Annotated in this window: 24 protein-coding genes; 18 read left to right on the top strand and 6 right to left on the bottom strand. The window is 60.8% G+C overall.

Features of this window, described 5'->3' with window-relative positions; genetic code table 11:
* Nucleotides 1-37 precede the first annotated feature (37 nt).
* The 7 genes from CGZ66_RS28560 (at nucleotide 38) to CGZ66_RS28530 (ending at nucleotide 8,388) form a co-directional block, all read left to right on the top strand.
* Nucleotides 38-1,198, top strand: a complete 1,161-nt coding sequence (locus CGZ66_RS28560; protein ID WP_095090203.1) for an ABC transporter substrate-binding protein — start codon at nucleotides 38-40, stop codon at nucleotides 1,196-1,198.
* A 97-nt stretch (nucleotides 1,199-1,295) separates the two neighbouring features.
* The gene (locus tag CGZ66_RS28555; RefSeq protein WP_167392287.1) at nucleotides 1,296-3,470 is read left to right on the top strand and encodes a YbhB/YbcL family Raf kinase inhibitor-like protein; all 2,175 of its coding nucleotides are present in this window, start codon (nucleotides 1,296-1,298) and stop codon (nucleotides 3,468-3,470) included.
* A gap of 153 nt (nucleotides 3,471-3,623) precedes the next feature.
* The gene (locus CGZ66_RS28550; RefSeq protein ID WP_095090201.1) at nucleotides 3,624-3,911 is read left to right on the top strand and encodes a hypothetical protein; all 288 of its coding nucleotides are present in this window, start codon (nucleotides 3,624-3,626) and stop codon (nucleotides 3,909-3,911) included.
* Between the two features lie 21 nt (nucleotides 3,912-3,932).
* On the top strand, nucleotides 3,933-4,889 hold the full coding sequence (locus tag CGZ66_RS28545; RefSeq protein ID WP_095090200.1) for an alpha/beta fold hydrolase: 957 nt from the start codon (nucleotides 3,933-3,935) through the stop codon (nucleotides 4,887-4,889).
* A gap of 65 nt (nucleotides 4,890-4,954) precedes the next feature.
* Nucleotides 4,955-6,289 (top strand): ABC transporter permease, encoded by a 1,335-nt coding sequence (locus tag CGZ66_RS28540; RefSeq protein ID WP_245331269.1) that lies wholly within the window; start codon nucleotides 4,955-4,957, stop codon nucleotides 6,287-6,289.
* Nucleotides 6,286-7,689 carry an ABC transporter permease gene (locus CGZ66_RS28535; protein ID WP_095090199.1) on the top strand — a complete coding sequence of 468 codons (1,404 nt, stop codon included), beginning with the start codon at nucleotides 6,286-6,288 and terminating at the stop codon, nucleotides 7,687-7,689. The genes CGZ66_RS28540 and CGZ66_RS28535 overlap by 4 nt, the downstream gene beginning before the upstream one ends.
* 39 nt (nucleotides 7,690-7,728) lie before the next feature.
* Nucleotides 7,729-8,388: a bacteriorhodopsin gene (locus CGZ66_RS28530; RefSeq protein WP_167392286.1), complete on the top strand. Its 660-nt coding sequence runs from the start codon at nucleotides 7,729-7,731 to the stop codon at nucleotides 8,386-8,388.
* 153 nt (nucleotides 8,389-8,541) lie between these two features.
* Here the strand turns inward: CGZ66_RS28530 and CGZ66_RS40975 are convergent, their stop codons facing one another.
* Nucleotides 8,542-8,688 carry a hypothetical protein gene (locus tag CGZ66_RS40975; RefSeq protein WP_167480942.1) on the bottom strand — a complete coding sequence of 49 codons (147 nt, stop codon included), beginning with the start codon at nucleotides 8,686-8,688 and terminating at the stop codon, nucleotides 8,542-8,544.
* On the opposite strand from CGZ66_RS40975, the gene CGZ66_RS28525 reads away from it, so the two are divergent.
* The 11 genes from CGZ66_RS28525 to CGZ66_RS28475 all read left to right on the top strand — a co-directional run bounded on the left by CGZ66_RS28525 (nucleotide 8,620) and on the right by CGZ66_RS28475 (nucleotide 21,970).
* The gene (locus CGZ66_RS28525; protein ID WP_342586888.1) at nucleotides 8,620-10,644 is read left to right on the top strand and encodes a flotillin family protein; all 2,025 of its coding nucleotides are present in this window, start codon (nucleotides 8,620-8,622) and stop codon (nucleotides 10,642-10,644) included. The genes CGZ66_RS40975 and CGZ66_RS28525 overlap by 69 nt on opposite strands.
* A gap of 28 nt (nucleotides 10,645-10,672) precedes the next feature.
* Nucleotides 10,673-11,119 (top strand): hypothetical protein, encoded by a 447-nt coding sequence (locus CGZ66_RS28520; protein ID WP_095090196.1) that lies wholly within the window; start codon nucleotides 10,673-10,675, stop codon nucleotides 11,117-11,119.
* Nucleotides 11,116-12,993 carry an SLC5/6 family protein gene (locus tag CGZ66_RS28515; RefSeq protein WP_095090194.1) on the top strand — a complete coding sequence of 626 codons (1,878 nt, stop codon included), beginning with the start codon at nucleotides 11,116-11,118 and terminating at the stop codon, nucleotides 12,991-12,993. Before CGZ66_RS28520 ends, CGZ66_RS28515 begins: the two co-directional genes overlap by 4 nt.
* A 12-nt stretch (nucleotides 12,994-13,005) precedes the next feature.
* Entirely contained in the window at nucleotides 13,006-13,956 is a 951-nt protein-coding gene (locus CGZ66_RS28510) for a LysR family transcriptional regulator (protein WP_095090192.1), read from the top strand.
* 77 nt (nucleotides 13,957-14,033) lie between these two features.
* The gene (locus CGZ66_RS28505; RefSeq protein WP_095090188.1) at nucleotides 14,034-14,996 is read left to right on the top strand and encodes a LysR family transcriptional regulator; all 963 of its coding nucleotides are present in this window, start codon (nucleotides 14,034-14,036) and stop codon (nucleotides 14,994-14,996) included.
* A 120-nt stretch (nucleotides 14,997-15,116) separates the two neighbouring features.
* Nucleotides 15,117-16,283 carry a CaiB/BaiF CoA transferase family protein gene (locus CGZ66_RS28500; protein ID WP_095090511.1) on the top strand — a complete coding sequence of 389 codons (1,167 nt, stop codon included), beginning with the start codon at nucleotides 15,117-15,119 and terminating at the stop codon, nucleotides 16,281-16,283.
* On the top strand, nucleotides 16,280-17,614 hold the full coding sequence (locus CGZ66_RS28495; RefSeq protein ID WP_095090184.1) for an MmgE/PrpD family protein: 1,335 nt from the start codon (nucleotides 16,280-16,282) through the stop codon (nucleotides 17,612-17,614). Before CGZ66_RS28500 ends, CGZ66_RS28495 begins: the two co-directional genes overlap by 4 nt.
* On the top strand, nucleotides 17,614-18,771 hold the full coding sequence (locus tag CGZ66_RS28490; protein WP_095090180.1) for an acyl-CoA dehydrogenase family protein: 1,158 nt from the start codon (nucleotides 17,614-17,616) through the stop codon (nucleotides 18,769-18,771). Before CGZ66_RS28495 ends, CGZ66_RS28490 begins: the two co-directional genes overlap by 1 nt.
* 12 nt (nucleotides 18,772-18,783) lie before the next feature.
* On the top strand, nucleotides 18,784-19,644 hold the full coding sequence (locus CGZ66_RS28485) for an HTD2 family dehydratase (protein ID WP_095090178.1): 861 nt from the start codon (nucleotides 18,784-18,786) through the stop codon (nucleotides 19,642-19,644).
* Nucleotides 19,644-20,480 (top strand): HpcH/HpaI aldolase/citrate lyase family protein, encoded by an 837-nt coding sequence (locus CGZ66_RS28480; RefSeq protein WP_095090175.1) that lies wholly within the window; start codon nucleotides 19,644-19,646, stop codon nucleotides 20,478-20,480. The genes CGZ66_RS28485 and CGZ66_RS28480 overlap by 1 nt, the downstream gene beginning before the upstream one ends.
* Nucleotides 20,481-20,482: 2 nt before the next feature.
* Nucleotides 20,483-21,970, top strand: a complete 1,488-nt coding sequence (locus CGZ66_RS28475; protein ID WP_095090173.1) for an NAD-dependent succinate-semialdehyde dehydrogenase — start codon at nucleotides 20,483-20,485, stop codon at nucleotides 21,968-21,970.
* Nucleotides 21,971-22,295: 325 nt separating this feature from the next.
* Here the strand turns inward: CGZ66_RS28475 and CGZ66_RS28470 are convergent, their stop codons facing one another.
* The 5 genes from CGZ66_RS28470 to CGZ66_RS28450 all read right to left on the bottom strand — a co-directional run bounded on the left by CGZ66_RS28470 (nucleotide 22,296) and on the right by CGZ66_RS28450 (nucleotide 26,294).
* Nucleotides 22,296-22,610 carry a type II toxin-antitoxin system YafQ family toxin gene (locus CGZ66_RS28470; RefSeq protein WP_210200184.1) on the bottom strand — a complete coding sequence of 105 codons (315 nt, stop codon included), beginning with the start codon at nucleotides 22,608-22,610 and terminating at the stop codon, nucleotides 22,296-22,298.
* Between the two features lie 18 nt (nucleotides 22,611-22,628).
* On the bottom strand, nucleotides 22,629-22,901 hold the full coding sequence (locus CGZ66_RS28465) for a type II toxin-antitoxin system RelB/DinJ family antitoxin (protein WP_245331265.1): 273 nt from the start codon (nucleotides 22,899-22,901) through the stop codon (nucleotides 22,629-22,631).
* Nucleotides 22,902-23,215: 314 nt separating this feature from the next.
* Nucleotides 23,216-23,359, bottom strand: a complete 144-nt coding sequence (locus CGZ66_RS40045; RefSeq protein WP_167392285.1) for a hypothetical protein — start codon at nucleotides 23,357-23,359, stop codon at nucleotides 23,216-23,218.
* 531 nt (nucleotides 23,360-23,890) lie between these two features.
* Nucleotides 23,891-24,163 carry a PAAR domain-containing protein gene (locus CGZ66_RS28455; protein WP_342586887.1) on the bottom strand — a complete coding sequence of 91 codons (273 nt, stop codon included), beginning with the start codon at nucleotides 24,161-24,163 and terminating at the stop codon, nucleotides 23,891-23,893.
* A 370-nt stretch (nucleotides 24,164-24,533) separates the two neighbouring features.
* On the bottom strand, nucleotides 24,534-26,294 hold the full coding sequence (locus CGZ66_RS28450; RefSeq protein WP_095090166.1) for a serine/threonine-protein kinase: 1,761 nt from the start codon (nucleotides 26,292-26,294) through the stop codon (nucleotides 24,534-24,536).
* Nucleotides 26,295-26,519 lie beyond the last annotated feature (225 nt).

The raw sequence follows: 26,519 nt of genomic DNA, 5'->3' as shown, positions 1-26,519 counted from the left end.
GGCACTAAGGGAGGATAAATTGACGACATTCGCAACCATGTTGCGATCGCTTGCCGTTGTCGCAACGATCGCTAGCGTCACCCCTGCATTTGCCGGTGGCGTGGATGAGCTGCCCAAGAGCATCCAGGATGAGCTCTATAGCAAAGACATGATGGATCCGATGCAGCCGCTCGCGGAAAGCGCCTACCGCGACTGGAAGCCCAAGAAGGGTCCGCCTTGGACGATCGGCTACGCCAGCTCCTATGCTGGTAACACCTGGCGCGCCGACGTCATGAAGCGGCTCCAGGAAGAGATTATTCCGAAATGGAAGAAGCTCGGCCTGATCAAGGACGTGATCATCACCCAGTCCAATCTGAACGACTCCACGCAGATTCAGCAGATGCGGCAGTTGGTTGACCAGGGCGTCGACGCGATCATCGTCTGCTGCTCGAACCCGACGTCACTGAACCAGACCGTCGAATATGCCCACCAGCGTGACGTCCCGGTTTTCTCTGCCGTTGGCTATCTCACCTCGCCTTATGCGGTGAACACTTCGGCGAACTTCGTCGTGGGTGGCAGCATGCTCGGCGAATGGATGGCCAAGCAGATCAACGGCAAGGGCAATGTCCTGGTGGTCGAAGGCATTCCGGGCGCGTCTGCTTCCGACTCACAGAACGTCGGCGTTCTGAAGGCCCTGGCGAAGTACCCGGACATCAAGGTCGTGGGCCAGGTTGCCGGCATGTGGACCGATCAGGTTGCCCAGTCGGAAATCCAGAAGTGGCTGGCCACCAATCCAGGCGATCTGAACGGCATCATCATACAGTCGGCATCTGAACTGGGCGCCTTGCGCGCACTGCAGCAAAGCGGCCGCGATATGGTCCCGTTCTCGATCGGCGGTGAGATCGGCGCGCTTTGCTACTGGCGCAACAACAAGGATTTCATCTCGCAGGCGATCCATGCCTGGCCTCCGGGGGACGACTTCGAGTTCGGCTGGAATGTCATGATGCGCACGCTCGAGGGCCAAGGCCCGAAGATCCAGTCGATCCTGACCAAGCCGCAGACCATGACCTACGACCAGCTTGAAAAGGCCGTCCCGGCTGATTGCAGCGAAGATTCCGATGGCTGGTACAACGTTGGTGCCCAAAACTGGGCAAGCAAGGATTACCTGGACCAGTTTTTCCTGCGTCCGGCCGATCCCGAAGCCTTCAAGGCGAACTGACCGAAAGAGGTCTGGCCACCCCGTCAGCGGTGACGGGGTGGCATTTCCTTCATTCCGTGCAAGTCTAGCCGACCAACGTCGGCCAACTGGACCTATGATGTCGTACCCCACGGTTGAACTCTCATCGGTCAGGAAGACCTTCGGGCCGACTGTAGCGCTCGGCGGTTGCAACCTGACGGCCTACGCTGGGGAGGTTCATGCGATCATTGGCGGCAACGGCTCGGGCAAGAGCACGCTGGCGAAGGTCATCTCCGGCGTACTGATACCGGACAGTGGCCAGGTGTCGATACTCGGAAAGTCGGCAACGTCTCCGCACGAGGCGCGCCAGCTGGGCATCTCAAATGTCTTTCAGGAGGTGCTCGTCGCGGACGAGTGCTCGGTGCTGGATAACCTCTATCTGGGCGCGGATGGCCTTTTGGGTTCGTCCATGAACCGGGAAGAAAAAGAAGCCAAGGCATCCGCATTGATGCGCGAACTCCTCGGCTTTGACATCAATCTCTCCGGGTTGGTGGGCGAACTACCCCTGAGCGTCAGACAATGGGTGACGATAGCCAGGGCTCTCCTGACTGATCCCAAAGTCCTGATTCTCGACGAGTCCTCGGCCGCGCTCGACTTCGATTCCACGGAAAGGCTGTTCCGCAAGATGCGGCAGCTCAAGCAACGGGGGGCAAGCATCCTGATCGTCACCCACCGGATCGCCGAGCTGGTGCGTATCGCCGACCGTGCGACGGTTTTGCGCGACGGCGTGGATGTCGGCAGGCTGGCGAAGGAAGAGATTACCGAGGCCAGGATTCTCGAACTGATTGCCGGTGCCGAGCGCAGCGGCACAAATCGTGATCAGCCGTTGCCGACGCGGCGCGGCGATCGGCCGGTCCTCCGCGCAACCGATTTTCGGGTCTGGTCAGACGCTGCCCCCGTGAGATTCACCGTGTATCCTGGCGAGGTCGTCGGGATTACCGGGCTGGATGGGCAGGGGCAGGCGGATTTCGTAAGATGCATCGCTGGCATCCAGTCTCCGATCGCCGGCCGGTTGGTGGTGGTCAACGACGGCAAGGCCAGTGAGGTCACGGATCTCGCATCGGCGCGACGCAATAACATCAGCTATGTCAGCGGCGATCGCAAGAAAGAGGGCACCTTTCCCAATCTGAGCATTTACGAGAACCTGCTGCTTCCGGTGTATCGCGAATTCCGCTCGGGCGGGGTGCTCAACTTCATTAACCGCACCAAGCTGACGCCGGTGTTTGAGTGGGAATCCAGCAAACTGGCCGTTAAGATGGGGAGCCCGGAGAACCTCATCACGTCGCTGTCCGGCGGTAACCAGCAGAAGGTACTGATTGCCAGGGCCTTCGCGGAAAAACCGGTGGTTCTGGTGCTCAACGATCCTGCCCGCGGCATCGACGTCGGGGCCAAGCTCGATCTCTACCGCAACCTGAAGGAATTCGCTGCGCGCGGCAACGCCGTGGTTTTCCTGTCCAGTGAACTGGAGGAATTTCTGAACCTGTGCACGCGGGTTCACGTGTTTCGCAATGGCGCCATATCGGCGGATTTCGAACCGCCTTTCGATGGCCATGCCATCCTCAACGCCATGTTCGGCCGCCGCGCGACGGCGCGCTTGCCCGGCGAGGCCGCCAACGAGAATGGCCCAGGCAAGCCGGCGACTGTCGCCGAGAGTCACAATCCCAGACTTGAGCAGGGCAGGCCGGTGCCGAGGCCTGTGACGCTGCTGAACAAGGAGGTAAACCATATGGCGGCAACCCCATCTTTCATGCTGAGTTGTCCTGATATCGCGCCTGGTAGCGTCATCCCGGACCGGTTCACCGAGGACAACCGGCTTTCGCCGAGACTTGTTTGGTCTGGGCCGCCGGAAGGCACGCGCAGCTTTGCCTTGGCCGTCACCGATCCTGATCTGCCGGAAGCATTTAATTTCCCCCGCTCGTTTGCGCACTGGCTGGTGGCGAACATTCCGGTCGAGGTTCGTGAGCTCCCAGAAGGCGCCAGCGGCAGCTTGCGGCTGACGCACGGCGCCGCTGAGTTCAACAGCGACTTCGTGACATTCAAGATCCCAGGGTTCGGCAAGGGATATGGCGGCCCTTGGCCACCGGACAGGGCTCACCGGTACTTTTTCACGCTCTATGCGCTCAAGGCGGACAAGGTCGAGTTGCCGGCCGACGCCGATCTTGGCGCATTTGCGGCTGCGGTCATGCCGGTGGCCATCGATGCAGCGTCGTTCGTGGCAGTCTACGGGCCAGCAAAGAAGTCTCTGCCCGCGTAAAAACCGGGCAAGTAATTCCCCAATCAGGAGGATCGCATGAGTAGATATGGAAGCAGGAGCAGCTTTGATCTGGAGTGGATCGAGCGATGGGCAAGGAAGGTCAATGACGACCGCATTTTGCCGGTAGTAGGGCGGTTTTTCACGAGTAAGTTCGTGCTCGGCTTCGACGACACGGAGTATCTCGTCGACGTCCGGGGCGGCAAGATCCAGAAGATTGCGCAAGGCCTCACTCCGAATGACATGGGAGTCGAATTTTGGCTCAAGGCGCCGAGCAGCGCCTGGTCGAAATTTGCCCAGGAAATCCCACCGCCGATGTTCAACGACATATGGGCGATGGCGCATCCGCTGCACAAGCAGCTGATTATCGAGGGCAATTCGCTCCCCTTCTGGCAAAATCTGCGGGCGCTGACGCGCATGCTCTCGCTGATGCGACAAGTTTAACGGCAGCGCAGGAGAGTTGTCATGAATACACACGATCCAATCGTTGGGCGCTACGTCTACGTCCAGTGCGAAGGCAAGACGTACCGCACCTATTACGAGGAACACGGCGAGGGCATTCCGATGGTCTGCCTGCACACGGCCGGCACGGACGGGCGCCAGTATCGGCACCAGTTGTGCGACCCGGACATCAGCCTGAATTTCCGCGTTATCGCTTTCGACATGCCCTGGCACGGCAAGTCGATCCCGCCTGCAGACTTTCACCTGATGGAAGACGAGTACAAACTCACAACCAAATTTTACTGCGAGTTCATCGTGGCGTTCTGTCGGGCCCTCGAACTGCGCAAGCCGGTCCTCATGGGCCAGTCGATGGGCGGCAACATCTGCCTGGCGCTGGCATTGCGCTATGAGAGCGAGTTTTCGGCCTTTATCGCGCTAGAGGCATGCGACTACTCGCCGGGATGGTGGATCGACGCGCTGCATCACCCCCATATCCATGGCGGCGAGGTGGTTGCGACTTCGGTGTTCGGCCTCATGGCACCGCTCTCGCCGGACGACTATCGGTGGGAAACCTGGTGGTACTACGCGCAGGGCGGTCCCGGCATCTTCAAGGGCGATCTGTACTTTTACAGCGTCGATTCTGACTTCCGGGATCAATGCCAGAAGATTTCTGGGAAGGTGCCGATCTATTTCCTTACCGGTGAGTATGACTTCGCCTGCACGCCGGAAATGACCCAGCGCACGGCCGAAAAAGTCAAGAATTCGGAATGCATCATCTTTGGCGGCGGCCACTTCCCGACCTCGGAAGACCCGGCAAAATTCAAGGAAGTGATCACGCCGGTGCTGAAGAAGATCCTTGGTGCGGATCCCGAACGGCGCGGCCAGGGCAGCAACGCCCTTTCCGGACGGAGCATTTCCGAAACTCGGTCGACCGCTCGCAGTGAGCGGACCAGTGAAGGCCGGAAGGTCATCGAGTTCTAGGTTGCGCTAGCAACGAAAGACAAATGTTGATGTCCCAGTCCAGGGGTTCCCAGAACACCTACCTGTTGGTCCCGATCCTGCTGATCGCGCTGCTCTTGAGTACCGCGGTCATCAGGGGGCCGAACCTTGTGTCCTTGTCGGGGTTCGGTAGCGCGATCATCGTGTCGGCGCCCCTGATCCTGGCGACATTCTCACTCATGGCCCTGGCTGTGGCGGGACGTGGGACAGTCGACCTTGCGGTCGGACCCTTGCTCGCCTTCATCAACGTCACGATCGTCAAGCTCAATGGCCTTGGCATCGTCACGGGTCCCTTTGGCGTCTTTCTGGTCGCCCTGGGGATTGGCGTTCTCTATCAGCTCTTCTTTGCCCTCATCATCATTTTCGTGCGCGTCCAGCCGATCATTGTAGCGCTCAGTGGCTTTCTGGCCCTGACCGGGATCAACCTCGTCATCCTCCCAAGACCTGGCGGCACCGCACCGGACTGGATGTCGTCCTGGGGCCTCGGCAACACGATCTTTTCACCGATCTTGCTGATCGTGCTGCTGGCTATCGCGGCCTGGCTGCTGTTCACCACGACGTCGTTTTACGCGAATTTGCGTTTGATGGGCTACGATGAGCGTGCGGCTTATACGAGCGGCGTCCGCATCAACGTGGTGCGTATTGGGGCTCACATCATCGCAGGTCTCTTCGTTGGCTTGGGCGCGATCTGCTATACCGCCCTGATTTCGTCAGGAGATCCGACACAGGGCACCACCATGACGCTGACGGCAGTGACCGCCCTGGTGCTGGGCGGGGTCAGCCTGTCCGGTGGACGCGGTGGCGTGGCTGGCGGGCTGCTGGGCGCGCTCAACCTCTTTCTTATCGGCTATGTTCTTGCCACGTTCAATTTCGGTTCCACGCAAGCCTTTGTGACGCAGCTTTTCTACGGGCTGATCCTCGTTCTGTCGCTCTTGCTGACCCTTCTGGTCCCCATCATCGGGCGATACCTCCACTTCATTTCACCCTTTGCGGCCTTCGCGGTCCTGGGCTGCGTGGTCGTCGGGATCATGCTGTACATCAGCACCCGCGATACCTATGGCGTGGCCGTCGCCGGCGAGGCCTTCAAGTCCAATCCGGACGTGATGACCCGCTATCTGCTGCTGCCCGTACAGTCGGGAAGCGGGCCGGCTCTGCCCGATCTCACGCCGCTGCAAAAGATCGTCTTCGGCTTCGCCGTCATCTTGGCCGTGCTGACGTTCACTGTCCGCGTCATCGTAGCTGAAGCGGTTTCCGTGCGCCTTGGCGCCTTCATCTATGTCTTCGTCTCGGCACTCATCCTGCTCCTCTTCCTGGTCGTCGGCCAGCAAAGCCACGCGGCCGGAATTCTGGCGACAGGACAATCGTTGGGGATCGGGCCATGAGTCAGACTTTCGGCGACGGCGGCCGCAATGGCGGTCTCTTCATCCCCCATTCGCGCGCCTTGGTGTGGCTTAACCTCGCCGTCACGTTCGTGGTGGCGGCGATCAGCTTCAGCCTGGGTTTTTGGCAGGGGCTCAGCGCCCAGATCGTCATCCTCTACACCATCGTTCTGGCCGCCGTGCTGTTCTGGCTGATCAACTACGTCGCCGTCATCTTCGAGTCCCGATCTTCGTCTCTTGAAACCGACACTGCAGCCCCGGCTGGCGCCGGTGGCGTCTGGGCCGGCAACCGAGTTCTGATCATCACCATGGCGGTGATGTTGATCGTGTATCTGCTGATCACGGCCACGGTCCCGTCCTTCAGATCCCTTGGCAACCTGATAGCCTTCCTGCTGCTGGAAGCGATCCTGGTCTTTGCGTTCAAGGTCGGTAACCGTTTCGCCCATGGCCGCAGCGCCTTTATTGGACTGATTGTGCTGCTGGCGCTGATTGTGATCAGTTCCTTTACGATCAACGGGTTCCTCTCCGCAGCCAACATCAAAGCAATTTTGCTGTTTGCAGCCTTCCTGGGCATTGCCTGCGTCGGGCAAACGCTGGTGGCGTTGCTCGGCGGCTTGGACCTCTCGATCCCGTTTGTTATCGGCGCGTCCAACATAGGGCTTTTGTTCCTGATCGGTCTTGGCGTACCGCCCTGGCTCGCGGTGGTGTTCGTGCTGATCATCGGCGGTGCCTTGGGTTTCTTGAACGGCGTTCTGTCCTACCGCCTGCAAGGTCAGGCATTGATCCTCACCCTCGGAATGGGATTTGCAATCGCTGGGCTTGTCCAGATTCTGACCAGCATTGGATCGTCCTTTGGCGGCAACGTCTTTGGGACCGTTCCGAAATGGCTGCAAAATCTCGCCGCCATGAACGGTCGTACCTTCGGCCTGGCTGTCCCGCCAACGATCCTGTTGTGGATTGTCATCGCGGTCATAGTCATCGTTGGCCTGCGTTATTCCGCCTTCGGCCGCTACATCTACGCCCTGGGCGGCAATCGCCGCTCGGCCAAGCTGATCGGCGTCTCCGAGTTCAAATACTGGACACTCGCCTACACCATCAGCGGCTTCTCCGCGGCGTTGACCGGGGCGCTCCTGCTCGGTTGGAGCGGGGGTGGCTTCATCGGGGTCGGCGACCAGTATCTTTTCACAACCCTGGCCGCAGTCGTGATCGGCGGGACGTCGCTCATGGGCGGATATGGCGGCTATGGCTACACCGTGATCGGGGTACTCGTCCTGCAAGTCCTGAGCGCCTTCCTGATTGGCATCGGGCTCAAATACGAATGGCAACAATTCATTTTCGGTCTTCTGATCCTGCCGATGGTCGCGCTCTACGGCCGCGCCCCTCACATCAGAGCCCAGGTCTAGGGAAAGCCCATGTTTGGAACACTCTTTCAGTCCAGCGCCGTGGTCAGCACCGCGCTCAGCGTTGCAACCCTTGCCATGTTTGCCACAGCTGCCCTGGCAATGCTGGGCCTGACATGGACGTCAGAGCGCTGGCGGGTTCCCCTGGCGCTGTCAGCCGTTGCGCTCCTGGCGTCGGGCCTTGAATACTATGCTGCCTCCAACATCTGGCTGGTGGGCCAGCAGCTCAGCGCCGCCTCACGCTACGTCGCGTGGTTCGTGGTCCAGCCGATGCAGGTCGCATCGGTGTTTTTCTTTACCTGCATTGCAGGGAAAGTGCCCGTGGGCGTGTTCTGGCGGACACTGGCCGCGGCAATCCTGATGGTGCTTGCTCGCTACCTCGGTGATGCACGGCTTTTCAACCCAACCCTTGGCGTGCTGCTGTCGATCGCGTTCTGGCTTTATATCCTGGGCGAATTGTATTTCGGCGCCATGGCAGATGCCGTTGGCAAGTCGACGCGGCCCATCCGGCTCGGTTATTTCTGGATCAGGCTGATCATGACCATCGGTTGGGTGATTTACCCGATCCTGCATTTCGTGGATGTCGTTATCGGCACGGGACACGTGGCACCGATCATTGTGCTCTACACCGTTGCTGACCTTATCAATCTCATCGCTGTCTCAATGATCGTCCTCGCCGTCGCCGGCGAGGAGCGTTTCTGAAGGCTGTCAATCTTTCGCGCCAACCTGCTCGGCGCCCGCGGTTAAGTGGAGGATCGTCCCATGAATGGCTCTGATGTGATCGCAGTCGTTATTCTCATAACGATCATCATCGCGATCGGTGTCTATCTGCTGCACTGGCTTTACAGACACTCGTCAAAAGACCAGTCCTTCGTCCGAACCGGCCTCGGCGGCGAGCGGGTGGTCATGGGCGGTGGTGCGCTGATCATCCCGATTGTCCACGACATCACGCGCGTCAACATGAACGCGATCCCGGTGGAGATCCGGAGGCTCGGCGAGCAATCCCTGATCACCAGGAACAAAATGCGCATCGACATCATCGCCGAGTTCTTCGTGCGGGTGGTGCCGACGGAAGCCGGGGTGTCGACTGCGGCCCGCACCCTCGGTGACCGCACCCAGAACCCTGCCGCGCTGAAGGAGATCGTTCAGGGCCGGTTCATCGATGCGATGTCGGCCATCGCCTCCACGATGACCATGGATGAAATCCACACCAATCGCGGCCGCTACATGAGTGAGGCGGCCGCCCTGGCGGCGACGACCCTGGGGTCGAATGGCCTCGAGCTTGAAAATGCCTCTCTGACGAGCCTCAACCAGACCGACATCTCCGTATTTGATCCCTCCAATGCGTTCGATGCCGAAGGCCTGACGCAGCTGACCGAGCAGATCGAAGAGCGCCGCCAGCTTCGCAACCGCATCGAAAACGAATCGCGGATCGGCATCAAGCTCAAGGATTTCGAGACCGAGCAGCGGTCTCTGGAGATCGAGCGTGACCTCGAATACGCCCGCATCGAACAGACGCAAGCGATCGAAATCCGTAAAGCCGCCCAACTGGCCGAGATTGAGGCCGAGAGATCTAGTTCCACAATCAGTATTCAGAACGCCAGGATCCGCAGCGAACAAGAAGGCGAGCGGATTCGTATCGCCAAGGACCGGCTCATCGATTCCGAACGGATCAACACTCAGTCGGAGGTGCGGTCATTGGAGATCAGGAAACAGCAAGAGACCGAATTGACGGAGATTATGTCGCGCCGTGAGCTCGAGATGCAGAGGATCCAGAACCGCCGGGAAGTTGAGGCGGAGCGGATCGACAACGAGCAGCATGTGAAGGAGTTTGAAATCCGTTCGCGTCAGGAGCTGTCGATCATCGAGACGACGTCATCGGCAGAGATCGACCAGGCCAAACTGGAGAACCAGCGGATAACCGAGTCGCACCGTATTGAAACCGATAAAACCATTGAATTGCTCGCCGTGGCGAAGTCGAAAGAGGTTCGCATCAGCAACGAACTTGCTGAGGCTGACCAGGAAAAGGCGCGCCTGAAGAAACGTTACGATGTCGATGTCGAACGCTTGAGGGTCGACGAGGAAATCGTGCAGCTCGAGATCGAGAAAAACCAGAAGATCAAGCTCGCCGAAACCAAGGCGTTTCAGGAGATTCAGGACGCGTCGATCGCCGCCAACCGCCAGATCGACGAGTTGCGCATCGCTGCGCGGAAGTTTGTCGATAAGTTTGAGATCGAGCAGCAGAAGGAAGTCGAAATCATCGACAAGGAGCGCCTGATCGCGGTGATCAACAAGTCGATCGAGGAAGCCTACGCAAAGACCGAGGCTGCGGAAGCCCTGAAAAAACAGGTTGAACAGGAAGAGCAGGTCAACAGCGCACGCGAAGAAGAGGTGGCCGAACGCATCAAGCGGATCGAGCTCATTCAGTCCTCGTCCAGGGTCGAGCGTGACGCCCAACGCGTCGTTTCTTCGGCAAAGGCCGAGAAGGAAGCCACGGAACTCAGGGCGCTGGCGGAAATCGCCGACTCCAATGCGGCCGAGGTCCGCTATGCCAAGGACGCCGCCGGGAAGCGCATGCTCAACGAGTCCGAAAACACCCGTTCGGATGCCAGCAGACGCAGTGCCATCTACGAAAACCTCGTCAGCAATCTGCCGAGCATCATCCGCGAAACGGTCAAGCCGATGGAAAACATCGAATCGATCAAGATCCTCCAGGTCGACGGGCTGCCGGGTCTCAACAGCCCGTCCGAGATGGGTGGCGGGGGAGAGGGCGGCTCTGGCGGCGGCAACATGACAGACCGTGTGGTGAATTCCGCCATGAAGTATCGCACTCAGGTCGCCTTCGTAGACGGTCTCATGAAGGACCTGGGACTGCCGATCGAAAACCTCGGAAGCGCCGGCGGCATGTCGTTCCGGAACTTCCAGGGTCCGGATGCGCCGAAGGACAAGGACGACTGAGCGCGTACGAAACTAGCGAGAGCAACCGATGACCCCGCTCGGCAAAAACGAAGCGCTGGACCGCCACGCCTTGGTCATGGCCTGCTGGTTGGCAGCGGCCATGCCCGCCGCGATCCTGTTTGAGTATGGATTTGGCCGGGGCGGAACACCCTATATCCTTGCCGGGTTCGCGGCCATTCTGGCAGGCTTTGTCGCCCACGTGATCGTCAATGTGGTCTACGGGACGGGTTTCTCGCCCCGAGAACTGGGGCTCGGCTTGGTCATCTACGGACTCGCGCTTGTGTTGTTCGTTGTCCTCTCGCTGGTTAGCGCGTCGTTTGCCGCGCACAACTTCTTGCCGCTGAGCATCGGTTTTATCACAACGGGGGCCGTGGTCGTTTTCTACCTGATCACCCGGTACGGGGCACGGCAGGCCTTCGCAGCGTTCGACGTTATCCGGGACTTCCGCTCACGCTCGCCGGGAGACCATATATGACCCCGCTCTTGGTTTCCGTGCTCGGCATTGTCGCGGTCCTGGGCCTTTACCTTGCGACCATCAGCGGCCGTCACACCCAGCAACCCGGTGATTTCGTCGACGCGGGCCTGGCATTGCCGCCATGGGTGACCATCTTCGCCGGCGCCGGCATCACCTTGGCCAGCCTCAGCCTTCCCGATCACCTGCTTTTACTCGCCACCTTCGGCCTTCAATATAACCAGGTTGCAGTCGGTCTCATCTGTATCGCCCTTTGCGCTGCCATCACGCAGAAGCGGGTCTGGCTTGCCGCCCGGCTGACCTCGCTGCGCACGCTTGGTGACCTGCTGGGCGATTACTTCGGTAGCACGACCCTTCGCATCTATTTGCTGCTCGTGCTGTTCCTTTTCAGCATCCCCTTTGCAGCGATGTGCCTGTCTCAGGCGGGTGCCCTGGTGAGCGCCGCGACCGCCAACGACGTTCCGTCCGGTCTCGCAATCTGGTCGATCGCGTTCGTCCTGTTCCTCTGCAGCGTGATCGGAGGCTGGCGCGGGATTGCCTATCTTGTCGCCGCCCAGTCCCTGCTGGTCCTGGCCCTCATGGTATTTTTCGGCGGGTTCACGGGCATTACGCTCGACAAATTGGCATTCGCCGTCAACGGGATTGGTACAGCCAGCGGTGTGCTGCCGGACAAGATCCCGGGCGTGATCCAGTTTAGCGCCGGCATTGGCAAGGAGCTGCCGGCCGGGGGGCTCTGGACCACCTTCGCGGGACTGACGTTCGCCCTGTCTCTGGGCGGCATCGCCATCAGTCCCGGCTTCAGCTTTCTGGGCGTGACAAGTGCGCCGCGCCGCGGCCTTGCATTTGGCCAGGTCTGGATGATCGCGGGCCTCGCGGCTGGCACCCTGATACTGATCGGGCCGGTTCTGGCCGCGGAGATTGCGGCCAGTGGCTCGCTGACAGCCTTCACGACACGACTGGCAACGCTCGATCCGATGGTGGCGGTGGGCTTTACACTTCTTCTGGTCGCGTCGAGCCAGATCGCCGTCGCATTCTTTGCCGGATCAGGTGCATCGGTGTGCACCATCGAGCTGACGTCACGATACATTATCCCGGGCATGGACCAGCGTTCGACGCGGTTTGCCGCGCGCGTGACCCTGGCGCTCGTCTACGGAGCAGTCGCTGCCGTCGCGAGCTTTGCGCCCCTCGGCGCTACAATCTTCTCATCCCTCACGCTCAGCCTGTCCATGCAGCTGCTGCCTGCGGTGCTCGGGTTGTGCTGGATGCGTTGGATCAGCCGCAGCGGTGTTCTGGCCGGTTTGATTGTCGGAAGCCTTTGTGTGGTGTTCACCGAGAGCTTTGGGCTGGTGCTGTTCGAGCGGCTCTTCGTCGACCTGCCATGGGGTCGCTGGCCCTTGTCGGTCCATTCGGCGGGATGGGGACTTGCGACCAATTTTACGGCGTGCCTCCTTGTGTCCCTGTTTACTCGCAGCGGCGCCGAGCGGGATCGCAGGGATCGCCTCCATGACGCCTTTGAGGAGAGCCAGCCGGCGCGTAACGGGAGCCAGGCGGCCACAACGGCCAAATGGGCCCTGACACTTCTGTGGGCGTTTTTCGCGCTCGGCCCCGGTGCAATCCTCGGCAACACATTTTTCAGCGAGCCGATTTTTGCTGGCACGGTGGTGGCACCGGGAGTGCCTTCGCTGCTGATCTGGCAGGTCCTGTTCTGGTTTGTCGGCGTATTCATCGTGTGGTGGTTGGCCTATCAAGGACGCCTGTCCGTTATCGATGAACGTCCTAGCCACGGGATCGTCCTCGTGCCGGAGGTGAACCCATTGTTAGAGCCAGTTTCGACCCCGTGGATCGCACGGCTCCTCGACCGCGTGACCGGCCGGTAACCGGGGCAGGGCATGGAAGGCATCGACCTCAGGCGTCTGCGCTATTTCATCGCGGTTTGCGAGCACGGCGGCTTCTCCCGCGCGTCCCAATCCATAGGGGTCGCCCAGCCGTCCCTGACGCGACAAATCAAGCTGCTCGAAAAGGAAGTCGGTATCTCGTTGATTAACCGAAGTGGGCGCGGTGCCGAGCCTACGGCCGAAGGACGGTTCCTCCTTGGCCAGTCGCGCCTGCACATCGATGGGCTCGATCATGCGGTCCGTGAGGTGCGCCAGCGCTCGGATAAGCTCAAAGGCGAGATCTCACTTGGCATATGCCCGACCATTGTGCCGCTGTTTCTGGAAGACATACGCAATTTTGTTGAAGCCCAGTATCAGGGTGTGACGCTGAATGTTGTCGAAGCCTACAGCGGCGACCTTGCCAGTCTCATGCGCGGCGGCCGCCTCGACGCTGCGCTCACCTATCGGCCGAGTGCGCCGGATCAGCTCGACATCGTGGATCTGTTCGCAGAGCGCCTCGTGCTGGTAACCTCTTATACCCGCGCTCAGGTCGACGCGCCGCGCCAGCTGAGTGACATCAGCCGGTTAAAGTTGATATTGCCGAGCGAAATCCATGAACTGCGGCGGATCATCGATCGGGTCTATCGCGAGCGTGGCATCGCGCTGCAGCCGGAACTCGAACTCGACTCGCTCAACGCCGTAAAAGCTGTCATTGCGGACAAAACCACCCAGTACGCAACCATTCTGCCGCACTCGAGCGTCACGCGTGAACTGGCCGGGCACGTGCTGAGCGCTTATGCGATCGCCGACAGCGCCATGGTCCGCACTATAGCCGTGGTGCGGCCCCAGGGAGGCAGCCCCCGGAAAGTGGTGCTCACCGCCTTGATTGACGAAGTCCGCCGGCAGGCGGGACGGATCAAAAGATCCATGGGCAGCGCCGACGTGGTCTTGTTGGGACAGGGATAGACGGACCGCCGGTTTTTGTCGTTCCCTCAATAACGAAATGTTATACGCTAGCCCTCCGTAGAGCGTAGGGAGGCGTTTTGGATCTTCGGCAGCTAAGATATTTTTCCAAGGTCGTCGAGAGCGGCTCGTTCTCGAAAGCCGCGACGCAGCTTCATGTAGCACAACCCGCGTTGAGCCAGCATGTCAGGCACATGGAAGAGGAGCTTGGCCTTGCTCTCCTGCATCGCGGGCCGCACGGCGTCAGTGCGACCGAAGCGGGCACGCGGCTGATGGTGCATGCCAAGCGCATCCTTGCCGAGTTTGCCGAAATTAACGACAGTGTCCGGGGCGCCGCCATAGCCCCTCGCGGCGAAGTGCGTTTCGGCCTACCGGGTACAGTGAGCGAGCTTCTTGCGGCGCCGCTGATCGAGGCCGCCCGCGAGCGGTTCCCCGAGGTGCGCATCCGCATCGTTGAGGCGATGAGCGGCTACATTCTGGAATGGTTGAAGCGCGGGGAGGTTGACCTCGCGATGATTTATGCAACTTCGGATCCCCGGGGGCTCGCGGTACATCACGGCTTGTCCGAGGAAATCTGTCTCTTTGCCGGCCCGTCGATGCAGGGCCAGGCCGACTTGCAGGGCTCTTCTGTGGAGCTTCGTGACGTCGCCGGACTGCCCCTCGTTGTGCCGGGCCCGGGCCACGGCCTGCGAGAACTGATCGAAGCCGTGGCAACGTCAGTCCAGGTCGCCATCAACCCGGCGATCGAAATCGACTCCTACACCCAAATCAAGAGATTGGTGACACGTGGCATCGGTTACGGGATCCTGCCGCGGATGGCGATCAACGCTGAGGCGCAGGCCGGCTTGTTTCGGGCGTGGAGTTTCCAAAACCCGCCAATTACACGTAAAGTGTACCTGGCTTACTCGACCGAACGGGCGTTGCAGACAGCGCCCCGCGCCGTCGGGCAGCTATCGTGGGAGATCCTTCGCCAGCTGGTCAAGGACCAGGTCTGGAGCGCAGAGCTATCCAACGAAAACCAGCGACCCAACCTCTTCGGCTAGGGTGCTGCAGGCGGGCGGCCGACTGTACCGTTTCGCTATACCTCCCATTACAAAACGCTATTTGACGGAAGGACCCCTTCCGGTGCGATGGTATCGGAAAAGCAGCATAAGGAGCGAGCCATGCCAGGCGCGCTGGAGGGAACGACCGTCATCTCGCTGGAGCAAGCCGTGGCCGCGCCTTTGGCGACGTCCCGTCTGGCCGACGCGGGCGCGCGGGTCATCAAGCTCGAGCGCCCCGAGGGCGACTTCGCGCGCGGCTATGACGATTATGTTCACGGCCTCTCCAGCTATTTCATCTGGAACAACCGCGGCAAGCAATCCTGCACCGTCGATCTGAAGCAGCCGGATGATCTTGCGCTGGTCGAATCCATGCTCGCCACCGCCGACGTGTTCGTCCAGAACCTCGCACCTGGCGCAACCGACAGGTTGGGCATCGGCAGCGCCGACCTCAGGCGGCGGTTCCCCAGGCTAATCGTGTGTGACATCGGTGGCTACGCACCCGGAACACCCGACCACGAGCGGAAAGCCTACGATCTGCTGATCCAGGCGGAAGCGGGCTTGGCGGGGGTCACTGGGTCCGCAACTTCTGGCCCGACCCGGGTCGGCATATCGATCTCCGATATCGCTACGGGACAGGGGGCCTACGCCGCTATCCTCGAAGCCCTGATCATGCGCAGCCGAACTGGGGACGGGGCTCACCTGCAGCTTTCCCTTTTCGACACCCTCGCCGAATACATGAACGTGCCATATCTGGCGCGCCACTACGGTGGCAAGGAGCCGCGGCGGCTTGGGCTCGCCCACCCCTCGATCGCGCCCTACGGGCTGTTTCAGGTGAGTGACGGGGAAATCCTGATCGCCGTCCAGAACGAACGCGAATGGGTCGTCTTCTGCGACAGTGTCCTGCGCCGGCCGTCGGTTGCAACGGACCCGAGATTCGAGCGCAACGTGCTTCGCATCAAAAACCGCGAGCCGCTTGACGCATGCGTGCAGGCGATCTTGGCGACCTACACCATGTCTGCATTATGCGAATTGCTTGACAACGTCAGAATTGCCTATGGCCGTGTGTCGACCATGGCGGAACTGGCGGTGCATCGCAGTGCCACCAAAGTATCGGTTGAGACCGCAGTTGGTCCGGTTGAGCTGTTTGCGCCGCCGGTCACTGTCAATGGCATGCGTCCCGTGCTTGGCAGTGTGCCTTCGCTCGGGGAACACGATGGGGCTTTGCGGCAAGAGTTCGGTCCTCCAGATATGGTAGGTCCCAAACGGATAGGAAATGCAGCACTATGAGCTTGACCCGCGACCTGACACGGTTGATCCGTGAAAAGCCAGTGACCGACCGCGACCTCGAATGGGCATCGCTATTCGTCCTGGATACGCTCGGCTGCGCCCTCGGCGCATTGCCAACCGAGCCCGCCCGCATGCTGAAGGTGGTCGCCCCGCCGGCGCAAACCGATACCGCCCGCAAGGCGTTCTACCTGGGCGGCCTAGCACATATCTTGGAGATGGATGACCTCCACCGGGACTCGGTGACCCATCCCGGCAGTGTCGTCATTCCTGCGGCCTGGGCGGTAGCCCACGACCACGATCTTGGCGGTAAAGCGTTTCTTCGCGCGGTTCTCGCAGGATACGAGGCCTGCTGCCGGGTCGGCACCTCCGTCGGCAAGAAGCATTACCGGGTCTGGCACAACACCTCGACCTGCGGGCCGTTCGGTGCGGCGTTTGCCGTGGCGGAGCTCCTCGGCCTCGACGACACCAGGACCGTATGGGCGCTTGGGAATGCGGGTACCCAGTCATCGGGTCTTTGGGAGTTCCTTGCCGAAGGCGCCATGAGCAAGCATCTCCACACCGCCAGGGCTGCGGAATCAGGCGTCATCGCTTCGTTCCTGGCCAAGGAAGGATTCACGGGCGCGCAGAACATCCTGGAAGGCGAGAAGGGCTTCTACGCCGGTCTGTGTCCGGACCCGATTCCGGAGGCCGTCACGGCAGGGCCTGAGCGGGCCTGGCAACTGATCAAGACCTCGATCAAGCCATGGCCGTGCTGCAGACACACCCATCCGGCGATCGACGGCGCGATCGCCTTGCACAACGAGATCGCCGGGGAAGCCATCGCAAGGGTTCATGTCGGGGCTTACCGGGCGGCCCTTGACGTGTGCGACCGGCCCATTCCGGAAGATCCGTACAGTGCCAAATTCTCGCTGCAGCACACGGTTGCGATAGCGCTCGCGGACGGCCGCGTCGATCAGGCCAGCTTCGATGCTGATGCACGGCAACGAATGGTCGGCGAACGCAAGAAGGTCAGGGTCGAGCTGGCGCCGTCGATCGATGCCGCCTATCCGGAATCGTGGGGTGCCGAGGTGATCGTCGAGACGGCTTCCGGCAGACGCTTTTTCGCCGCCCGACACGACGCCAAGGGCGATCCCGATAACCCGGTGACGGCAGCCGAGCTGTCTCAGAAGGCGCGCACGCAGCTCGTCGCCGGCGGCACTTCGCAAGCCCGTGCCGACGACCTGATCGGCGCTATCCTGGGCCTTACCGACAACCGTCCGGTGCGCTCGCTGGGTCTGTTTGAAACCGCTGGGGACGCGCCTCCCCAGGTTCATGCCGCGCGGAGCGCCTGATGTTCAAGGACTTTGACAACGAGGACATCCGCGACGCCGTGCGTCGGCTCTGCGAGCGGTTTCCGGGCGAATACTGGCGCAAGCTCGATGCCGGCCGCGCCTACCCCGTGGATTTCGTCAACGCGTTGACCGAGGCCGGCTACCTTGCGACGCTGATCCCCGAGGAATATGGCGGGTCGGGCTTGACGCTTTCGGCAGCGGCCGCCGTGCTCGAGGAGATTCAACGGGCGGGATGCAATGGTGCGGCTTGCCATGCGCAGATGTATGTCATGGGCACGGTGCTTCGCCACGGCAATGAATCGCAGAAGCAGTGCTATCTTCCGCAAATCGCCTCCGGAGAATTGAGGCTGCAGGCGTTCGGTGTAACCGAGCCGACCAGCGGCACCGACACCACTTCAATCCGTACCTTCGCACGGAAGAACGGCGATCACTACGTGGTCAACGGTCAGAAAATCTGGACCAGCCGGGCCGAGTACTCGGATCTCATGCTGCTGCTCGCCCGGACCACCCCGAAGGATCAGGTCGCAAAGCGCACTGACGGCCTATCTGTGTTCATTCTTGATATGCAGGAAGCACTCAAGCAGGGTCTCTCAATCCGGCCGATCCGGACGATGATGAACCATTCCACGACGGAGGTCTTTTTCGATAATGTGAAGATCCCTGCCGAAAACCTGATCGGTGAGGAAGGCAAGGGTTTCCGGTATATCCTCTCCGGGATGAATGCCGAGCGGATCCTGATCGCCGCCGAATGTGTCGGCGACGCCAAGTGGCTGATCAACAAGGCTTCCACTTACGCATGCGACCGCAACGTCTTCGGCCGGGCCATCGGCGCCAACCAAGGCGTCCAGTTTCCCATCGCTAAGGCTTACGCGAACATGCGTGCAGCCGAACTCATGGTCCGCGAAGCCACGCGGCTCTATGAGGCCGGTCAGGACTGCGGCGCTGAAGCGAACATGGCCAAGATGCTGGCTGCTGATGCTTCCAATGAAGCCGCGAACGCCTGTATCCAGACGCATGGCGGTTTCGGATTCGCTGAAGAGTATGACGTCGAACGCAAGTTTCGCGAGACCAGGCTTTACCAGGTTGCGCCGATCTCGACGAACCTCATCCTGTCCTACCTCTCCGAGCATGTGCTCGGGATGCCACGTTCGTACTGACGGTAAAGGCCAGTGGACGCGACCGAACAGAAGCTATCGGCAGAATGGATTGGCCGTCAGAGCGAAAGCATCGATGTCGTTTCGGAGCGCCTCGTGATGAGCTTCCGCGCCATTTTCGAACCGCATCTAGCGCCGCTGCCCGCAGATGCCGCCTCGTTGGGCATCCATTGGTGCCTGTCGCCGGCAATCGCCGGCATGGACCAGTTGGGTGCTGACGGACACCCCGCCAAGAACCTGTCGTTGCCGCCTGTGCCGCTGCCGCGCCGCATGTGGGCTGGTGGTGAACTTCAGCTGCATGATCACCTTAGGATCGGTGACAAAGTCCGCAAGGCGTCCACCATCCTGGACATAGTGCGCAAGCAAGGCCGATCCGGTGAACTCTGGTTCGTCGCGGTCGGCCACGCTTATCATTCCGATCGTGGTCTCGCACTGAGTGAACGGCAGGACATCGTTTATCGGGAAGCTGCGATCTCGGGAAATGGCGTGTCTCGAAACACCTCACCGGCCGAGCCCACGGCAATCCGGCCAGCAGCGCAAGTGTGGTCTGTCGTTCCTTCGTCCACGTTGCTCTTCCGCTACTCTGCGATCACCTTTAACGGTCACCGTATCCACTACGATCTGCCTTACGCGACCGAGGCTGAAGGCTATGAGGGGTTGGTTGTCCATGGCCCCCTCCAGGCAACGCTTCTCCTCAACCTCGCGGCGTCCCAAGGCGCCGGTATACCCCTGACGTTTCGCTACCGCGGGATAGCTCCGGCGATTGTAGACCGTGAACTGACCGTCAGGGTCGGCATCGATGGTCAGCGACTCTGGACGCAAGGCGGGAGCGGCGCCGTGCACATGGAAGCCGATATCGACCGGGGTGTGGCCTGATGTCTGCACAGGGTGACTTGCATTTTACGCCTGTCGCGCCTTTGTTCGTTCCGGCCGACCGGCCAGAGCGTTTTGAAAAGGCCGACCGGTCCGGAGCCGACGCGATTATTATCGATCTTGAGGACGCCGTTGCGCCCGCCGCCAAGGATGGCGCCCGGTCCAACCTTCACCATGCCCTGACATTGCGGAACCCCACCTACGTTCGGATCAACAGCCAAGACAGCAGCTGGTACACGACTGACCTTGCTGCAGTCGGGGCGCTCGGGCTTCGGCGCATCTGCCTGCCAAAAGCGGAGTCCGCGGCGATCCTCGACGCGATGGTTCGGATTTTGGGTGACGACATCGAGATCATGGCGCTGATCGAGACGGCGCGAGGGCTGCAGGCGGCGGGGGCGCTGGCCGCTCATTCGCATGTCGCGAGACTGGCCTTCGGACCCGCAGATTTTGCGCTGGACTTGGGTGTGCCCGCCTCCAATGACCTCAAAGCGCATGCCATGATGCGGCTGGCGGTGGCGAGCAGGGCCGCCGGCATGCCCCTGCCGTTGGATGGCCCATCCTTCGAGGTCACGGACACCGCCAGACTGGCCACCGAATGCCAGCAGGCCTTAGATCATGGGGCCGGCGGGAAGCTTTGCATACACCCTGCCCAGACTTCCCATGTCATCTCGGCTTTCCAGCCGAGTGAACAGCAACTGCGCTGGGCGCAGCGCGTCGTCGACGCGGCCCGGGACGGCGCAGCGCGCCTTGTCGACGGCAAGATGATCGACGCTCCCATTATCGCCCAGGCCCGGGCACTTCTCGCGCGGGGCCGTTCGCAACTCAGTGAAGGTGTCTAACCATGGCCGTATCAGCGACACTCCTCAACAAGATCAAGGACAAGGATCTGATCCGGGAAGCGGGATTGATCGGCAAGGAGTGGCTCGGCCAATCCCGGTCCGGACAAACCTTCGAGGTCACCAACCCTTCGACCAGCGAAGTGCTGGCCAGGCTGCCCGATTTTACCCGAGCCGACATCGCCAATGCGATCGATGTGGCCTATGTCGTCCAGAAGGAGTGGGCTGCCCGTACCGGCAAGGAGCGCGCTGCAGTCATTCGGCGCTGGTATGATCTGACGATCGCCAATCTTGATGACCTGGCGACGATCCTGACCGCTGAAATGGGGAAGCCGTTCGCCGAGTCCAAGGGCGAGATCCTCTATGGCGCGTCCTACATCGAGTGGTTCGGCGAAGAGGCCAAGCGCGTCTATGGCGACACTATCCCCGGTCATGCCCGTGACAAGCGGATCGTCGTGATCAAGCAACCTGTCGGGGTCGTCGGCGCTGTTACGCCCTGGAATTTTCCCTCGGCGATGGTGGCGCGCAAGATCGCTCCGGCGCTGGCGGTGGGCTGCTCGATCGTCTTCAAACCGGCAGCCCTGACGCCACTCTCCGCCTTGGCCCTCGCCGTACTTGCGGAAAGGGCAGGGGTGCCGTCCGGGCTATTGAGCGTTGTCCCGATCACGAAGAGCTCGGACTTCGGCGATGAGGTTTGCGAAAACGAGAAGGTTCGCAAACTCACGTTCACCGGGTCGACCGAGGTCGGCCGCACCCTGATGGCGCAAGCCTCGGCGCAAGTCATGAAGCTCAGCATGGAACTGGGCGGCAACGCACCGTTCATCGTCTTCGACGACGCCGATGTCGATGCGGCCGTCGAAGGAGCCCTCGTCTCCAAGTTCCGCAATGCTGGCCAGACCTGTGTCTGCGCCAATCGCCTTTACGTGCAGAGCGGTATCTACGAAGAGTTCGCCGACAAGCTCGCGCATCGCGTCAAAGCCTTCAAAGTTGGTGACGGCTTTGCGGAAGGCACCGAGATCGGCCCGCTGGTCGATGACCGCGCCGTGGCCAAGGTCAGGCGTCACATTGAGAATGCAGTCTCTCAGGGCGCCAGCATTGTGGCGGGTGGGCCAGACCACCCTCTTGGCGGCAATTTCATCTGGCCGACTGTCCTGACCGGGGTAACCTCCAAGATGGCGGTCGCCCGCGAAGAAACTTTCGGGCCGTTGGCGCCCTTGTTCCGCTTCGATGCGGTCAATGACGTCATTGAGATGGCAAATGACACCGAATTCGGGCTTGCGGCCTATTTCTACGCCCAGGACATGAGCCGTGTGTGGGCCGTCGCGGAGGCCTTGGAGTATGGCATGGTTGGCATCAACACCGGGCTCATTTCGACTGAGGTCGCGCCGTTCGGGGGTATCAAGCAGTCAGGATTTGGCCGGGAAGGTTCGAAATACGGCGTCGATGATTACCTGGACCTGAAATATTTGTGTTTTGGGGGGCTCACGAGCTAAGGCGCAACGCAAGCCTTCTCCACTCGCGGGCGAGCGTTCGGCCGTCGGAAACCGCTTACAGTTAACTGACAAAAATAGACCGGAACGGCGGGATGCATACCACCTTGAGCGCGTCGAAGAGGATGGGACTACCGCGGCGATTGCGGTTTTCTATTCGACGCGCGAAGCGGTAACCATTATCCCCGAGCCTGGACGAGAACTACCGCTTGTGCTCGTGACAAGCAGATATGCGGCATTGGATAGCAAAAGCCCCCAATCTCCCTTGGGCGGCTCTGCCCTTTTTGCGGTATACAAATCGCGATGTCGGGCGCGCCAGCGCCGCGCCTTATCTTCCAAACAGCTCTGAATGTGAGCCAAGCCTGACAAATTCGACGAAGTCGTCATCGGCAGTATAGACAAGGAGAAAGTCACCACCGATATGTGCTTCCCTCGCCACTTTCCACTCTCTACCTGAGAGCTCGTGGTCGGCCCACTCAGCGCCGAGTGGCCTTTTCAGAATGATCAGCGTCATCAATTCGATTGCGCGACTCATATCCATTTTCCCGGCCTTATTGTATCGGTTCCAGTCCTTTCGAAATTGTCTGGTGTATTCCGATGCTCTTGGAAGGGAGGTGCGTCTGACGTCGCTCGGTTTCTTCAAGCTGCTTGCTCGCTGAATTTACTTCTTGCCGTTCAGCTCGGCGAAAAGCTCATCCGGTGTCATAAAGCGAGCCTTACGGGCCTTCCTGATCTCACGAGCCTCCGTCAGGGCGGCGCGGGTTGTTTCGTTGGGAACCTTGAGCTCGAGAGGAAAGCTTTGGCTCGCCACAACTCGATGAAGAAACACCCGAACGGCATCCGAAAGCGAAAGACCGAACGACCCAAGAACCAAGGAAGCCTCTTCACGAATGTCATCTTCGACCCGAACATGAATCATTTTAGTGGCAGCCACATCAAGACTCCTTATAACGAACAACTCGCCGGTGGCCCACTCACATCGAATGGCGATATGACCCCCTATATGTGTCTCAATTGCGATACAGTCAAGGGCTATTGAAGTTCGTGGCGCCTCCTGCGCCTACCGGAGTGAAAGGCGGCAATCCAGGCTGCGACTGCCCAAAGATGTCTGCGGCCGTCGACGGCACCTGCGTGCGGACGCGGCACCTTCAGGAGATCGAGCATGAATGACATATGGTTGGCGATGTAGCCAGCACTCGGGTTGGTTAGCTCCAGCCTTTGATCGCAAACCATGAAGCGCGATCGGCCTCAAAAGTCCCGTGCGACCTCCATCAGGATTTCGGCCGCTGTTTGGTGGCGTTTGCTGCCGATGTTATGGAATGGATCTGCCAGCTTACCGGGGCGCAGACGTCCGACGTTGTTAACCCAGTGACGCCAGACGACACGGATCATGCCGTCTCAAGCACGTCGGTCCATCTCGGCAAACTGCGTCCCGCGCGATCGAGGAAGAGGACGTCGGCGACGGCACCGTGCCAACGTGGAGCGGCTTCACGTCCTCTCTGCAACGGCAGTTCGTGGGTGGCGAGCACGGGACCATTTATGTACGCACTCCACTAAAGTATCGTCGGCGCTTGCGTGCCCTCGTTGCGCGGCCGCCACGTCTGCCGGTGCTGAATGCGGGAGGCTACAGCCTTCAAGCTGTTTGAATATTCCAGATCGTCTAATTTCAGCTCACAGGAGTAGACCACCGTCTGGCGCATCGCAACGATCACGTGGTCCTCGCAGTCGTGCTCGGCCTCGGCCGCCCGCATCCTGAGTTGTTGCCCGCTCCGCCGCAGAATTGGTCGCAAATACGCCCGGGGTATTCTTCAAGCTCTCGCTTCATCGCCTCCGGCATCGGCACGAGCGGCGGCGTGGCGTTGCCCTGCACGATGCCGCGGCGTCTCGAAGTTCGAGTCGGCGCCAGCGCGTTCGCCGGCGATGTTACTCGAACGTTATCCACGGCACGCCTTGAACCAAGCGCCCACCGTGTGAACAGGAATCTCCCATCCGCGCAATCCTCTTGCCGTTGATCCGCGCGATTGAAGAGCCTTCTTTAATGCTGTCGGAGGTTGTCGGCGCGCCGGAACATAGGCATCTGTCGCTCACGGTGGCGATTGGAACGCCCTCCACGCAGACAAAATTCTGACCGGTCAAGATCACGGGGCCGCCGATATGCGGCCGTGGTCCAGGCTCGACCAGGGGGCAGATATGCATGTGGCCTTTGAGGCTAACAAGTTGTCCAACCATGTCCATCTTCTCAGTCCCGTCCCATTATGCTCCCAGAAAGTTGATCGAGATCCACAGGAGCCATCCGGCGATTTCAAGATGAGCTGATGGCACGACGACCCTTCTCGACTTCGACGGAGCCCGGACGCCGCGGGCTAGGGCATGACCCATTCGACCAGACATTTCCGAGCTGTTCAGGACGCGAATGACCGACGCGAGAACACCACGAGACATTTGCCAACAGCGGTGACATGATCAAGCTTTCGTGCTCCATCAGTTCGTACCGGCAACGCGGCCGGAGGCCGCCCGATTGCAAGACTTGAATTACCCTGGGCGGAAAAACCCCAAGTGAATGGGTTTAGTTCCTAGGACACAGGGCTGCCAGGGCGGCAGCCCGAGCCCACGGATGGACAAGACCTTCAGCAATAGCAGCGAGACGCTGCTGTAGCGCGGGCGGAAACGCTCCCACGCTTGCTCCAAGGACCCGCGCGGCCGCGACACGGTTGTCCGGGTCGTTAAGACTCTCGGCGAAGGTGACCAGGCGCTCCTGTAGCTCGGGCGGAAGCAATCCCGCGCTCTCTCCGAGGCTTAGCAGCGCAGTGACACGATCGTGTGGGTCGTTAAGATTCTCGGCGAGCACGACGAGGCGCTCCTGTAGCTCGGGCGTAAAACGTCCAAAGCCCTTTCTCAAGATCCACATGGCCTGGTTGAGATCTCCGGGTTGGGCGAGCCCCTCGGCGAGCACGACGATGCGCTCTTGTAACGCCGGCGCAAACCGGCCTACGCCCCATCTGAAGCCCCATAGGGCTAAGACGCGTTGATGAGGCTGGGCGAGCCCCTCGACGAGCACGACGAGGCGCTCCTGTAGCTCGGGCACAAGCTTTCCCACGGCTGACTCCAGGGCTGCGAGGGCCGAGAAGTGATCTTCGAGGTCAGGGCTCACGACGAGGTCGACGAGGCGCTGCTGGAGCGTGGGCGCAAGTCCTTCGACGCCCACTGCGAGGCCCCGCAGAGCTGTGACGCGATGCTCGTACTGGGCGAGCCCCTCGGCGAGCACGACGAGGCGCTGCTGTAGTGCGGGCGCAAGCTCTCCTAGGTTCCGTCCGATGCCCTCCAGGGCTTGAGCGCGATGCTCGGGATCGACAAACGCCTCGGCGAGCCTGACGAGGCGCTGCTGTAGTTCCGGCGCAAACTCTCCTGCGGCCAGTCCGATGCGCTGCAGGGCTTGAGCGCGATGCACGGGATCGACAAGCCCTGCTGCGAGGTCGACCACACGCTGCTGGAGCGCGGGTACAAACTCTCCCACGCTTATCCCGAGGGCTCGAAGCACCGAGACGCGGTCTTCCGGGTTGAGCTCCTCGACGCGATCGACGACACGCTGCTGGAGCGCCGGCACAAGCCCTCCCACACCCATTGCGAGACAAACGAGGGCAGCGACGCGATACTGGGGATCGTCAACCCCCTCGGCGAGTTCGACGAGACGCTGCTGGAGCATGGGCGTAAACTCACCCACGGCCAGCCCGAGGTCCTCCAAGGCCAAGAAGCGATATTCGGGGTCAAGCGCCTCGGCGCGATCAATGAGACGCTGCTGGAGCGCGGGCGCGAGCCCTCCCACCCCCCGTCTGAGCGCTTCCAGGGCTTGGAAGCAGTGCTCTTCGTCGTCAAGTCCTTCGGCGACCTCGACGAGGCGCTGCTGAAGCGTGGGCGCGAGCCCTCCCAGCCCCCCGCCGAGGGCTCGCAGGGCAAAGACGCGGTGCTCGGGGTCGTTATGTCCTTCGGCGATGGCAACGAGCTGCTCCTGCTGCACGCTGGTCAGGCAATTGAAATTGGATGCGAGAGATTCCAACACGCCGGGAACAACTAGTGCGACAAAGGGATTCGCGACTCCTGGCTGCGGGACCATTAACCTGTTCCAGACGGCCTGAACCCGGATTGCCATCTGGCGCCTTTCTTCCAACGCCGCGGACATTTGGACAGCAGCACGCAGCTCGCCGTCTGTCTGCGACACCGCCAGCAGATCGATCGGGCTGAGCCTTTCCGCAATCGCGCCGAGTAACTCCGGGAGCAGCCCCGTTATTCCTGTTACCTGTTGGAGCCAGTGGTCCAGTTGTGGCATCATTTCGCTTGGTGTCCTCACTCACAACTTCGAGCCTTTGGTCCGGAGCACTTGGCATCAGCGCGACTTGATCTCGCGGGCCAGTTCGTCCTGAGCTGGGCCCAAACGCCAGCTCCACATGGCCGTCGCCGGTCGGGCGCGCCTCGTTGAGCGTTGGCTACGCGGCTTTCAACTCCTTGCCCATCGCCTCACCAGCCGCTCCTGCCGGGCCGACTACCGTCCCCGAGT

The organism is Mesorhizobium sophorae, from assembly GCF_002270415.1.
GTDB classification, from domain to species: domain Bacteria; phylum Pseudomonadota; class Alphaproteobacteria; order Rhizobiales; family Rhizobiaceae; genus Mesorhizobium; species Mesorhizobium sophorae.
This window is presented reverse-complemented; position numbering and strand designations above follow the sequence as displayed.